At 58.0% G+C, this 14,232-nt stretch carries 8 protein-coding genes; 1 reads left to right on the top strand and 7 read right to left on the bottom strand.

Annotated elements, in window-relative coordinates:
* Positions 1–293 precede the first annotated feature (293 nt).
* Positions 294–3,188, top strand: coding sequence for a ribonucleoside-diphosphate reductase subunit alpha (locus ACWIKB_RS31070; protein WP_475271279.1), 2,895 nt, complete (start codon positions 294–296; stop codon positions 3,186–3,188).
* Positions 3,189–3,345: 157 nt separating this feature from the next.
* Here the strand turns inward: ACWIKB_RS31070 and ACWIKB_RS31065 are convergent, their stop codons facing one another.
* The 7 genes from ACWIKB_RS31065 to ACWIKB_RS31035 all read right to left on the bottom strand — a co-directional run bounded on the left by ACWIKB_RS31065 (position 3,346) and on the right by ACWIKB_RS31035 (position 14,157).
* A complete protein-coding gene (locus ACWIKB_RS31065) occupies positions 3,346–8,481 on the bottom strand; it encodes a beta strand repeat-containing protein (RefSeq protein WP_475271278.1) in 5,136 nt (1,711 codons plus the stop codon).
* Between the two features lie 531 nt (positions 8,482–9,012).
* Positions 9,013–10,359, bottom strand: a complete 1,347-nt coding sequence (flgE, locus tag ACWIKB_RS31060) for a flagellar hook protein FlgE (RefSeq protein WP_475271277.1) — start codon at positions 10,357–10,359, stop codon at positions 9,013–9,015.
* 31 nt (positions 10,360–10,390) lie between these two features.
* A complete protein-coding gene (flgD, locus tag ACWIKB_RS31055; RefSeq protein WP_475271276.1) occupies positions 10,391–11,116 on the bottom strand; it encodes a flagellar hook assembly protein FlgD in 726 nt (241 codons plus the stop codon).
* 15 nt (positions 11,117–11,131) lie between these two features.
* Complete coding sequence (flgC, locus tag ACWIKB_RS31050) at positions 11,132–11,575, bottom strand: flagellar basal body rod protein FlgC (protein WP_046046514.1); 444 nt, start codon at positions 11,573–11,575, stop codon at positions 11,132–11,134.
* 3 nt (positions 11,576–11,578) lie between these two features.
* Positions 11,579–11,986 carry a flagellar basal body rod protein FlgB gene (flgB, locus tag ACWIKB_RS31045; protein ID WP_475271275.1) on the bottom strand — a complete coding sequence of 136 codons (408 nt, stop codon included), beginning with the start codon at positions 11,984–11,986 and terminating at the stop codon, positions 11,579–11,581.
* 364 nt (positions 11,987–12,350) lie between these two features.
* A complete protein-coding gene (gene cheR / locus ACWIKB_RS31040; protein ID WP_475271274.1) occupies positions 12,351–13,178 on the bottom strand; it encodes a protein-glutamate O-methyltransferase CheR in 828 nt (275 codons plus the stop codon).
* Positions 13,179–13,224: 46 nt separating this feature from the next.
* Positions 13,225–14,157 carry a chemotaxis protein CheV gene (locus ACWIKB_RS31035; RefSeq protein WP_054054814.1) on the bottom strand — a complete coding sequence of 311 codons (933 nt, stop codon included), beginning with the start codon at positions 14,155–14,157 and terminating at the stop codon, positions 13,225–13,227.
* Positions 14,158–14,232 lie beyond the last annotated feature (75 nt).

Genomic DNA, 14,232 nt, shown 5'->3' with positions numbered 1-14,232 from the left:
AACCAAACGTATTTTCAGAAGCCCAAACCGCACGAGCGGATGGCTGCTGTTTTTGAGCCCAAAAAGGCAAAAACGGTACGGGTGTTGCAGTCCCCAACTGTCGCCCCACAGGAATTCGGTTTTCAGCCCACGGCTTGAAACCAAAGACTTCGGCAAGGAAGCGGTGCTCAAAAGGCCCCTTCCAGAACTGTCCCGAAGTTGTATACCCGGCCCTCGCCGGTTGTAGTGCTTCAGGACGGAACGGTGGGCACCGTGATGGTGCCCAAACAAACATAGAGAACGTGGAGACACCCATGCAAACCGACACAACTCGCGAGAACCCGCAGGGCACCTTGCCGCAGGCCGCTGATTCGACTTCGGATCTGTCCGCCACCGCGCCTGGCCAACTGCGCGTGATCAAGCGTAACGGCACTGTCGTTCCTTACACCGATGACAAAATCACCGTCGCCATCACCAAAGCGTTTCTCGCAGTTGAAGGCGGCACCGCTGCCGCCTCGTCGCGAATCCACGACACCGTTGCCCGCCTGACCGAACAAGTCACCGCAACCTTCAAGCGTCGCATGCCTTCGGGCGGCACCATCCACATCGAAGAAATCCAGGACCAGGTCGAACTGGCCCTGATGCGTGCCGGCGAGCAGAAAGTGGCCCGCGACTACGTGATCTACCGCGACGGTCGTTCGAAAGAACGCGCTGCCCACGCGCCGACCGAAGAAGCCGTCAACGCTCACCCGTCGATCCGCATCACCCGCGCCGATGGCACCTTTGCTCCTCTGGACATGGGCCGCCTGAACACCATCGTCACCGAAGCGTGCGAAGGTCTGGAAGAAGTCGACGGCGACCTGATCCAGCGCGAAACCCTGAAAAACCTGTACGACGGCGTGGCCCTGACCGACGTCAACACCGCTCTGGTGATGACCGCCCGTACCCTGGTCGAGCGTGAGCCGAACTACTCGTTCGTCACCGCCCGCCTGCTGATGGACACCCTGCGTGCCGAAGGCCTGAGCTTCCTGGAAGTCGCCGAGAGCGCGACCCACCACGAAATGGTCGACCTGTACGCCAAGGCCCTGCCTTCGTACATCGCCAAGGGTATCGAATTCGAATTGCTGAACCCGATCCTGGCCACCTTCGACCTGGAAAAACTCGGCAAGGCGATCAACCACGAGCGCGATCAGCAGTTCACGTACCTGGGCCTGCAGACCCTGTACGACCGTTACTTCATCCACAAGGACGGTATCCGCTTCGAACTGCCGCAGATCTTCTTCATGCGCGTGGCCATGGGCCTGGCGATCGAAGAGAAGAACAAGGAAGACCGTGCGATCGAGTTCTACAACCTGTTGTCGTCCTTCGACTACATGTCGTCGACTCCAACACTGTTCAACGCCGGCACCCTGCGTCCACAGCTGTCCAGCTGCTACCTGACCACCGTGCCGGATGACCTGTCGGGCATCTACCACGCGATCCACGACAACGCCATGTTGTCCAAATTCGCAGGCGGCCTGGGCAACGACTGGACGCCGGTTCGTGCCTTGGGTTCGTACATCAAGGGCACCAACGGCAAATCCCAGGGCGTTGTTCCGTTCCTGAAAGTGGTAAACGACACCGCCGTAGCCGTTAACCAGGGTGGCAAGCGCAAAGGCGCTGTGTGTGCTTACCTGGAAACCTGGCACATGGACATCGAGGAGTTCATCGAACTCCGTAAGAACACTGGTGATGATCGTCGTCGTACCCACGACATGAACACTGCCAACTGGATCCCTGACCTGTTCATGAAGCGCGTCTTCGATGACGGCAAGTGGACCCTGTTCTCGCCATCCGAAGTTCCGGACCTGCACGACCTGACCGGCAAGGCCTTCGAAGAGCGTTACGAGTACTACGAAGCCCTGTCCGAGTACCCGGGCAAGATCAAGCTGTTCAAGACCATCCAGGCCAAAGACCTGTGGCGCAAAATGCTGTCCATGCTGTTTGAAACCGGCCACCCTTGGCTGACCTTCAAAGACCCGTGCAACCTGCGCAGCCCGCAGCAGCACGTGGGCGTGGTCCATAGCTCGAACCTGTGCACCGAGATCACCTTGAACACCAACAAGGACGAGATCGCTGTTTGCAACCTGGGCTCGATCAACCTGCCGAACCACATCACCAACGGCAAGCTGGACACCGCCAAGCTGGAACGCACCGTGAACACCGCCGTTCGCATGCTCGATAACGTTATCGACATCAACTACTACTCGGTGCCACAAGCGAAGAACTCCAACTTCAAGCACCGTCCGGTCGGCCTGGGCATCATGGGCTTCCAGGATGCGCTGTACCTGCAGCACATTCCTTACGGTTCCGATGCAGCCGTCGAGTTCGCCGACAAGTCCATGGAAGCGGTCAGCTACTACGCGATCCAGGCTTCCTGCGACCTGGCCGACGAGCGCGGCGCCTACGAGACGTTCCAGGGTTCGCTGTGGTCCAAAGGCATCCTGCCACTGGATTCGCAACAGATCCTGATCGAGCAACGCGGCCAGAAGTACATCGACGTTGACCTGAACGAATCCCTGGACTGGGCACCGGTTCGTGCCCGTGTGCAGAAAGGCATTCGTAACTCCAACATCATGGCCATCGCACCGACCGCCACCATCGCCAACATCACCGGCGTATCGCAGTCGATCGAACCGACCTACCAGAACCTCTATGTGAAATCGAACCTGTCGGGCGAATTCACCGTGATCAACCCGTACCTGGTTCGCGACCTGAAGGCTCGCGGTCTGTGGGACTCGGTCATGATCAACGACCTGAAGTACTACGACGGTTCGGTTCAACAGATCGAGCGCATCCCGCAAGAACTCAAAGAGCTCTACGCGACTGCCTTCGAAGTGGACACCAAGTGGATCGTTGACGCGGCCAGCCGTCGTCAGAAGTGGATCGACCAGGCGCAGTCCCTGAACCTGTACATCGCCGGCGCTTCGGGCAAGAAGCTGGACGTGACCTACCGCATGGCTTGGTACCGTGGCCTGAAAACCACTTACTACCTCCGTGCCCTGGCCGCGACCAGCACCGAGAAGTCGACCATCAACACCGGCAAGCTGAACGCTGTTTCCAGCGGCGGTAACCACGGTGAAGATTCGGTCCTGGCTGCTCCAGCCGGTCCGGCGCCAGTGCCTAAGGCCTGCGCGATTGACGAGCCGGATTGCGAAGCTTGCCAATAAGCTGAACCGGTAGGCGCTGAAAAGCGCTTACCTGAAACCCCCGATGAGCCTCTGGCTGGTCGGGGGTTTTCTTTTGTCTGGGGAAAAATCCAGGTGAAAAAAAACGGCGAAACCTGGAGTGCAGGTTTCGCCGTTTTTGTTATTTACCGCCTAACCGTCAGACCATCGACAGCTCGGACGCTGCCTGGCCTACCACCGGAATGGTGAACGACTCACCGTTGTTGGTGTAGAACTTTTCGATGGTGTTGGCACCGGTATTCCAGTCTTTGAGGAACACACCAGAGTTCAGGTTACCGCTTTGGAAGTCAGCACGGTTGAAGATGTAGACACCAAGGTCATTGGTTCTAAGCACAACATCACTGAACGTCTGAATGTTCTTCAGGGTGACAATGTCGTTACCCGAAGTACCGTCATCGAAAATCGCCACCATGGTTTTCGAAGAAACGAAGTACTGATCGCCCCCTTCACCGCCATAGCCATCACCCGAACCGCTCATGTACAACTTGTCGGCACCCGCTCCGCCATGCAGTTCATAGCCTTGACCGATCGCGATCAGCTCGTCATTCCCGTCCCCTCCGTCGGCAATCCCCGAAATAACCGTGATGCTGTCATCGCCGGCATCACCGTAGTAGATCGAGCCGGCATCACGCACATAGCCAATGATGTAGTCATTACCGTTACCACCATGAATGATATCGGCCTGATTGACGGTCGAGAACGTGCCTGTCAGAGCGCCGGTATCGGTGAAGCTATGACCGTACAGGATGTCGTTGCCGTCACCGCCGTCGATGATGTCGTTACCGTCTCCGCCCTCGATAATGTTGGCCATGGCATTACCCGTCAGCGTGTCGTTGAACACGGAGCCGACCAGGTTATCAATGTTGCCGAGCACATCACCCTCGGCATCGCCTCCGGTGCCCGCACCGGTCAGCAGATTGACCTGAACTGCGGCAGAGCTGTTGACGTACCACGCAGCGTCACCGCGCCCCACGCCAGTCAGGACATCCGCACCGCCACCGCCGACAAAGCTTTCTTTCGCACCGGCACTGCCGGTGAAGGTGTCGGCATAGCTCGAACCCTGGAAGGCTTCGATGGAGGTGTATACATCGCCTGCTGCCACGCCCGTCAAAAACGGAGCACTCAGGTCAAGGGTGACGCCCGAGCTTTCATAGGCAAAAGTCAGGAAATCGACACCTGAACCGCCATCGAACCGATCCGCGCCAGCACCGCCAATAAAGATATCGCCAGCGTTTGATCCGGTGATCTGTTCGATACCGCTGTAGGTGTCCCCTGCTGCGGATCCCCCACCGGCAACGCCGGTTTTGGTACTGATAACCGCCGAGTTGCTGTCGGCATAACTGACGGTGTCAAAACCCGCTCCGCCTATCAGTTGATCCGCACCCGCGCCACCGAACAGGAGGTCATTGCCGACGCCGCCGGTGATGATGTTGTCACCAGCGTTGCCGCGACCGGTGAAGTTGCCCGTGCTGGTATAGGTCAGACGCTCCACTTCCTCGTTCAGGGTGTAGCTGGCCTGAGTGGTACGTACCTCGTCGTCCCCCCCTTGCGCCAGTTCGTTCACTTGGACTGTAGAGGTGCCATTGGCAAAGTAGATATCGTTGCCCTGTCCGCCGCTGAAGGTGATCGTCCCGGCCGTGGCGGTGAACTGATCGTCGAACGCCGTGCCGATAATGTTCTCGAAGTTACTGAACACATCCCCTTGTGCATCGCCTCCCACACCCGTCCCGCCGTTATTGGCGACCGTGATGACGATGGCCTGGGCAGAACTGGAGTAATCCAACTTGTCGGTGCCACCGGCACCGTCAAGGACATCGGCCTGAGCACTGGAAATGAAGGTATCGCCGTAAGACGAGCCACGGAACGCCTCGATCCCGGAAAAAGTGTCCCCGGCAGCGATCCCGGTGTGCACACCGGTCTTGAGGTTCAGTGTCACGCCGACGCCGGTGTATTCGTCTTCGTAACTAACGGTGTCAGTGCCCGCACCACCGATCAATTGATCCGCACCAGCGCCGCCCATAAGCAGGTCATTGCCTGTACCGCCAGTAATGATGTTGTCGCTCGCGTTACCCACACCTTTGAAGTTGCCAATCCCCACACCGGTATAGGTCAGACGCTCGACACCGGCATTCAGCACGCCAGTGGCCTGATTGGTGCGTACTTCGTCATCGCCGCCGTCGAGGGTTTCGATGACGGTCAGGGTGGCAGTGCCGTTCACGATGTAGACATCATTGCCCGCACCGCCGCTGAAGGTCATCGCACCCGCGGTGACGGTGAATTGATCGTTCTGGGCCGTACCAATAATGTTCTCGAAGTTACTGAACACATCGCCCTGCGCGTCACCGCCCACTCCGACGCCGCCACCATTGGCGACGGACATGATGAGGGCTTGCGCGGAACTGGAATAATCCAGTTTGTCGATGCCGCCGGCACCATCGAAGGTATCGACTGCGGCGCTGGCGACGAACGTATCGCCATAGACTGAACCACGGAACGCCTCGATACCGCTGAACGTGTCGCCCAGTGCCAGGCCGGTATGCTCACCGGTCTTCAGATTGAGGGTTACCCCAGCCCCGGTGGTGTCATCTTCATAACTGACGGTGTCAGTCCCGGCACCACCGATGAGCTGGTCAGCACCCGCGCCCCCCATGAGCACATCGTTGCCTGCGCCACCGGTAATGATGTTGTCACCAGCATTACCACGACCGGTGAAGTTGCCGCTGCCGGTATAGGTCAGACGTTCGATTTCCGCACCCAGCGATCCGCTGACCTGACTGGTACGCACCTCGTCATCGCCACCACCTGCCGTTTCGATGGCATTGAGAACACCCGTGCCGTCGACGATGTAAACATCGTTGCCTGCCCCGCCATTGATGCCAATCGTTCCAGCGTTTACGGTGAACCGGTCAGCGTAAGCCGAGCCGATGACCCACTCCATATTGCTGAATTGGTCGCCTTGAGCATCCCCACCCAACCCTGTGCCGACGCCACTGGAGACGGAAATGTTGATGGCCTGGTTCGAACCTGAGTAATCCAGTCTGTCGCTACCGGTTCCGCCATCCAGGATGTCGGCGGCCTCACTGGCGAAGAAGGTATCGCCATACGCCGACCCCCGAATGGACTCGATGCCGTCGAAGGTATCCCCCAAGGCCAGACCTGTGTGCACGCCGGTCTTAAGATTGAGGGTGACACCGACACCGGTGTTTTCATCCTCATAACTCACGGTGTCCATGCCGGCTCCGCCGATAAAACGATCCGCGCCGGCTCCCCCGATGAACACATCATTACCAACGCCACCGGAAATGGTGTTGTCACCTGCATTGCCACGACCGGTGAAGTTGGCTGTGCCGGTGTAAGTCAGGAATTCAACATTCGCGGCTAGTGTTGCATTGACTTGGTTGGTCCGAACCTCGTCGATACCACCACCAACGGCTTCGACAATGATGCCGTTGGCATTGCCATTGATGACGTAAACGTCATTGCCTGCACCGCCATTAAGCACCAACCCACTGCCGTTGAGGGTAAACGTGTCGTTGAAAGCCGAGCCGACAACAGTGTCCACGTTGGTGAACGAGTCGCCCTGGGCATCACCGCCGATGCCGGTGCCAACCCCAGCAGCGGACAACACAATGTTGATCGCCTGCTCAGACGTCGAGTAACTCAGGGTATCGTTGCCCTGGAGGCCGTCGAAGGTATCGGCTGCGGCACCACTGACGAAGGTGTCGCCGTAGTTCGTGCCCTTGTAGAGTTCGATCCCGCTGAAGGTATCGCCCAAGGCAACGCTGGTGTGAACACCGGTCTTGAGGTTCAGCGTCACGGGAATGGCATTCACCACATCTTCGTAGCTGACCGTGTCAAAACCGGCGCCGCCGATAAGCTGGTCGGCACCGACGCCGCCAATTAACAGATCGTCGCCCGCACCGCCCGTGATGATGTTGTCACCGGTGTTGCCGACACCTTTGAAATTGCCCGTGCCGGTAAAGGTCAGGCGCTCGACGTTGGCCGCCAGCACCATGTTGTTTTGAGTGGTACGAACCTCGTCGTCACCACCACCAGCGGCTTCGACAATGATGCCGTTGGCATTGCCATTGATGACGTAAACGTCATTGCCTGCACCGCCATTAAGCACCAACCCACTACCGTTGAGGGTGAACGTGTCGTTGAAAGCCGAGCCGACAACAGTGTCCACGTTGGTGAACGAGTCGCCCTGGGCATCACCGCCGGTGCCGGTGCCAACCCCAGCAGCGGACAACACAATGTTGATCGCCTGCTCAGACGTCGAGTAACTCAGGGTATCGTTGCCCTGGAGGCCGTCGAAGGTATCGGCTGCGGCACCACTGACGAAGGTGTCGCCGTAGTTCGTGCCCTTGTAGAGTTCGATCCCGCTGAAGGTATCGCCCAAGGCAACGCTGGTGTGAACACCGGTCTTGAGGTTCAGCGTCACGGGAATGGCATTCACCACATCTTCGTAGCTGATCGTGTCAAAACCGGCGCCGCCGATAAGCTGGTCGGCACCGACGCCGCCAATTAACAGATCGTCGCCCGCACCGCCCGTGATGATGTTGTCACCGGTGTTGCCGACACCTTTGAAATTGCCCGTGCCGGTAAAGGTCAGGCGCTCGACGTTGGCCGCCAGCACCATGTTGTTTTGAGTGGTACGAACCTCGTCGTCACCACCACCAGCGGCTTCGACAATGATGCCGTTGGCATTGCCATTGATGACGTAAACGTCATTGCCTGCACCGCCATTAAGCACCAACCCACTACCGTTGAGAGTGAACGTGTCGTTGAAAACCGAGCCGACAACATTTTCCACGTTGGTGAACGAGTCGCCCTGGGCATCACCTCCGGTGCCGGTGCCAACCCCACCAGCGGACAACACAATGTTGATGGCCTGCTCAGACGTCGAGTAACTCAGGGTATCGTTGCCCTGGAGGCCGTCGAAGGTATCGGCTGCAGCACCACTGATAAACGTGTCGGAGTAATTCGTGCCTTTGAATATTTCGATATCGGTAAACGTATCGCCCTTGGCTGCACCAGTATGTACGCCCGTCTTGAGGTTCAGTGTCACAGGGATGGCGTTGACTACATCCTCATAACTCGCGGTATCGATACCCGCACCGCCATTGATCTGGTCAGCCCCCTCACCGCCTATCAACAGATCATTGCCGGCGCCGCCATTCAAAACATCATCGCCGGCCAGGCCCCGTATCTGATCATCACCTGCAGTGCCCGCCAGGGTATCTGCTGCGTTGGTACCATTTATAACTGCCATTACATCTTCCTTGTGTGTGTCAGAAACTACGCAGAAACGCCAGGCACTCTGGGGTTAACCCTCTCTGAGCGTGCACTGGGCGTGGATTACTTGTTGGATTGAACAGGCAAGACAGCAGCCTCGGTGCGGTGGCGATTGGCTGCGCTTATGCGCAGCGCCAACGCCCTGACCGATAGACGGCAGAAACTTGATAACGCGGAAAAAACACACCCGTGCCGCTCGGACGACAGCACTCTATTGATGTCAGTTGCAACGCCAGGACCAGCGCACTGACAGCTTTACGATTCTTCACAGGTATTCCATCCCTAGCGTTTTTTATGACATCCATGTCAGCGCAGCCTGTTGCCGCACTGTGAGGCAGACTGTACAAAAGTTTGACGGCTCTACCCCTCTTGCTCGCAGATACAGCAAGTTACGCACCAAAAGACCCGATGATTGGTAAACAGGCGAATCCACGCCGTATCACCGTGCACAAAAAAACCGACGCCCTGGGAGGGGGGTCGGTTTTTTTATGGAGCCGGGTAAAACCAATCAGGTCATCTGAATGATGGTCTGCATAATGGTGCTCTGGGTGGAGATGGTCTTAGCGTTCGCCTGATAGTTGCTCTGCGCCTTGATCAGGTCGACCAGTTCGTTGGTCAGGTTGACGTTGGACTCTTCCAGAGAGTTGGAGGCAATCGAACCCAAGGTCCCGGTTTCCGGGGCGTCGTAGCCTGGGATACCTGAGGCGAAGGTTTCTTTCCAGCTAGTGCCGCCAACCGCTTGCAAGCCTTGTTCGTTAGTGAAGCTGGCCAGCGCAACCTGGCCGATGGCCTTGTTCTGGTTATTGCTGAAGTTGGCGAACAGGGTGCCGGTGCCGTCGATGGTGAGGTTAGTGATCTGCCCGGTGGCGTAACCGTCCTGAGTCGGGATCGAGCGGGTGGTGTCAGCGTTGTACTGAGTGGTACTGGCCATGGAGATGGTCACGCCGTTCGGGTTGGCGGCGGCGCCGTTAGCCTTCCAGGTACCGCCGGTCACGTTGCCTGGGATCCAGCCTTTCATTGTCAGGTTGCTGCTGAGAATGACGCTAGGCGGGACCGTCGTCGGATCTGGCGTGCTGACCTGAGTCAGCTTGCCATTGGCGTCGAACGACAGGGTCGAGGCTACCGCAGGGGTGGTTTTCGGGTCGCTGCCGGTAGCGTCCGGGTTGCGGCCGTCTACCAGGGTGTAAACCTTCCAGGTGTTATCCCCGGTTTTCACCAAGTACTGATCCATGGGGTGCATATTGCCCTGGCTGTCATAGATCGGGGTACTGAACGACTTGGTGTAGGACGCCGTGTTGGTTGGATCGAACGGAATACCGGGGGGGGTGGTCACGGCCGAGTCATTAATCGTCGGGGACGTCGAATTCAGGTTGATCGTCGAAGTCACCAAAGAAGTGGTCTTCGGCGCAAGGTTCGAGGTGTCGAGCTTTAGGTCGGTCAACACGCCGTTGATGATCTTGCCATTGGCATCCACACCGTAGCCTTGCAGGCGGGACGTCTGGTCGGTGTTGGTGATGAAACCGTCCTTGTCGACCTTGAACGTACCCGCACGGGTGTAGGACGTCGAACCGTTATTGCTCAGGGTGAAGAAGCCCGAACCATTAATGCCCATGTCCAGCACGTTGCCGGTGTTGTTGACGTCACCTTGGGTGAACTGCTGGGAAACGTTAGCCAGGCGCACGCCGCTGCCGACTACCTTGCTGCCGCTGCCGAGTTTGGTCGCCGAGTAGACGTCTTCAAACTCTGCACGGGAGGATTTGAAACCGGTGGTCGCGACGTTGGCGATGTTGTTACCGGTCACGTCCAGTTGTTTGTTGGCTGCATAGAGACCGCTAAGGCCGATATTGAAAGACATATTCCACTCCTTTGTGCCGGGTTAGTCGGCTCTATATACCAATGGTTTGAACTTTGGACAGGGCGACCGGGCCCAGGCCTGCGAGGTTAAGCATCAGCTCGCCGCCGGTCTGGCTCAGGGTCACGCTGTTGACGGTCGCCGGCAGGTAAACCGCCAGGTCCGTCGCCGTGCCGTTGATCGGTGCACTGGCCTTGATGGTGTAAGCGCCGACAGGAACCGGGGTGCCGCTCGAATCCTTGCCATCCCATGTGAAGCTGGAACTGCCGACCGCGCGGGTCCCCAGATCAATGGTTCTGACTGTTTTGCCAGTGCTGTCGGCAATGGTCACGGTGCCGCTGGCGATCGACGAGGTCAGGTTCACCGAGCCGTTAACAGCCTTGGTCGGATCATCGACCTGGATATTGTTGGTCTGCACGATCACGGAACGACCGACCAGGGACGAAGCCTGCAACGCTTGGGAAGAGCTGTAGTTGCCGGCAATCGAACTGACCGTGGTGTTCAGCGTGGTGATGCCTTCCAGGCTACTGAACTGGGCCAACTGGGCGACGAACGCACTGTTGTCCTGCGGGTCCAGCGGGTTCTGGTTTTTCAGCTGGGTGACCAGCAATTGCAGAAACGCATCCTTGCCCAGGGTCTGACCGCCGGTCGCAGCGCCGGCCACGGAGCCAAGGCCACCCGTGGTGCTACTGGTTTTGACGGAAGAGTTCGCCAGGATGTCGTTGATGCTGAGGCCGTTGGTGGAATCGGTAACACTCATCTGAGTCGCCCCTTATCACTGACCGAGGGTCAGGACCTTCTGCATCATGGTTTTGGCGGTGTTCATCATTTCGGCGTTGGTCTGGAACGAACGGCTCGCGGAAATCATGTCAGCCATTTCTTCGACGACGTTGACGTTCGGGTAGTAGACGTAGCCCTTGGCGTCGGCAGCCGGATGGTTCGGCTCATAGCGCGCTTCAAGGTTGCTCTGGTCTTCGACCACGCCCAGCACTTGCACGCCTTGACCGGCGGCGTCCTGATTCTGGAACAGCGAGTCGCTGCCGCCGCTCTGGCCGCCCTGGAACATGGTGGCGAACACCGGGTGACGGGCACGATAAGTCTGGTCGATGCTCGACGAGACGGTTTCGGCGTTGGCGATGTTCGAGGCAACGGTGTTCAGGCGAGTGGTCTGGGCACTCATGCCGCTACCGGCGATGTTGAAAACACTGGCAAGAGACATGACTTACTCTCCACGCAGGGCTGAAACCAGCCCTTTGAATTTGCTGTTGAGCAGGGTGAAGCTGGCCTGGAAGCCGACCGCGTTTTCCGCGTAGTTCGACTGTTCCAGTTGCGCGTCCACGGTGTTCTGGTCGATCGACGGTTGCATCGGCGTGCGATACAGCAGCGACTCGTCGCCATTGCCCAGGCCTTCGGCTTCAATATGACGGCTGTTGGTCATGTTCAAGGCGAAAGCACCGTTCTTGGTTTTCTCGTTCTGTGCGGCAAGCACTTTGGAGAAGTCCAGATCCCGAGCCTTGTAGTTCGGGGTGTCGGCGTTGGCGATGTTGTTGGCCAGGACTTCGGCACGCTGGGCGCGGAAGCCCAGGGCTTGTTCGTGGATACCGAGCGCTTTATCGAAGCTGATGCTCATGTCGGGAAACCTTCGGGTGACCTGATTTTTCGTAACATGAACATAGCAAGCGGCGTGCCAATTCAAAAAAGCCCATAAACCGGGGCTTTGCTGGCATCGGCAAGGCGGCAATGCCAGAAAAGCGGCAACGGGTTTCCGCCGTCTGCCGCTTTTCTGCCGCTTTGCAACGGGCAACACCGATTCAAATGTAGGAGCGAGGCTTGCCCGCGAAAGCGGTGAGCCAGACAACATCATCATTGACTGCCCCACCGCATTCGCGGGCAAGCCTCGCTCCTACAGGTATTGCGGCGCCCACGGCAAACAAGCAGGCAAAAAAAAACGGGAGCCCCTGAGGACTCCCGTTTTTTTTGCTTGCCGCTTGGCATCACTTCGCCTGGTAAATAATCCCCGGGCTGCACTGGACCATTTGGTAATGATCCGGCAAACCGTTCAGCGCTTCGGAAGCGCCGAGGAACAGGTAACCACCTGGCTTCAACGTGCTGTGGATGCGCAACAGGATGTCTTTCTTCACCTCGGCGGAGAAGTAGATCAGCACGTTGCGGCAGAACACGATGTCGAACTTGCCCAGGGCCGCGTAACTGTCCAGCAAGTTGAACGAGCGAAACTCCACCCGGCTCTTGATCGGCGCCTTGATCGCCCAGCGCCCCGGCCCTTTCGGATCGAAGAAACGCTGCAAACGCTCGGGCGACAGGCCGCGACCGATTGCCAGGCTGTCGTACTCGCCGGTCTTGCAGTTGGTCAACATGGTGCCGGACAGGTCGGTGGCAACGATCTGCACACCCATCTTCAACTGGCCCATGTTGGTCCGCTCGAACTCATCGATCGACATCGACAACGAATACGGTTCCTGGCCCGACGAGCACGCCGCCGACCAGATTCGCAGGCGTTGACCGGGAGCAGCCTTGATGGCTCCGGGCAGTACCTTGTTCTTCAAGACTTCAAACGGATAGGTGTCACGAAACCACAGGGTTTCGTTGGTCGTCATGGCATCCACCACCATCTCGCGCAAACCACTGCGCGGTTGGGTCTGGATGCGCTGAACCAGCTCACCCAGGGACTTGATGCCCTGCTGTTCCATCAGTTTGTTGAGACGGCTCGAGACCAGGTATTGCTTGTTTTCACCGAGCAAAATGCCACAGGCTTTTTCCAGGAAGACCCGGAACTGTTCGAAATCCAAATTACCCGTAGACAAAGATACCGCCTCTTAAATCGTGTTGACCGCCAGGGGCAAAAGGCCCCTAGCTGATATCTGCTGCTTTGATCCGGTCGACTACCCGGGATGCCAGGTCATCAGGACGGAATTTGGCAAGGAAGTCATCGGCACCGACTTTCTTGACCATCGCCTGATTGAACACACCCGACAACGAAGTATGCAGGATGATATGGAGCTTTTGCATGCGCGGGTCAGCGCGGATCTCGGCCGTCAGGGTGTACCCGTCCATCTCCGGCATCTCGATGTCGGAGATCATCATCAGGAACTCTTCTTCCGGCTTCTTGCCCTCATCGACCAGTTTGCGCAGGTATTCCAGCGCTTGCCGACCGTCGTTCAGCGCCACCACTTCGACACCGATCGTTTGCAGGCAACGCGTGACCTGCTTGCGCGCCACCGACGAGTCATCGACCGTCAGCACACGCAAGGACAACGCCTTGTGCTGGGTTTCGACATCGACCACACCCACCGAAATCGCTTCCGGCGTCGGCGCCACCTCCGCGAGGATCTTCTCGACGTCGATGATTTCGACTAACTGATTGTCGACCCGAGTCACAGCCGTGAGGTAATGATCGCGCCCAGTGCCCTTGGGTGGCGGATGGATCTCCTCCCAGTTCATGTTGACGATGCGCTCTACCGACCGGACCAGGAAGCCCTGGGTCTTGGTGTTGTACTCCGTGATGATCACGAAGGGATTGCTTTGATCTTTAAGTGCACCGGCACCGGTGGCCATCGCCAGATCAAGGATCGGGATGGTCGCCCCACGAATATTTGCCACACCGCACACGACGGGACTGGACTTGGGCATCAGAGTCAGTTTGGGGCATTGCAGCACCTCACGAACCTTGAACACGTTGATCCCGTACAGCTGCTGCCCGTCGAGACGGAACAACAACAGCTCCAGGCGATTCTGCCCTACCAGTTGCGTGCGCTGGTTTACCGAATCCATTACACCAGCCATGCCCAGACTCCTACACCAACAACGCTAAGTTGTGTTGCGACGCACATTCATCACTAAACGGCACGGCGCTTGCTT

The sequence above is a fragment of the Pseudomonas sp. 5Vm1k genome, from assembly GCF_056161485.1.
This window is presented reverse-complemented; position numbering and strand designations above follow the sequence as displayed.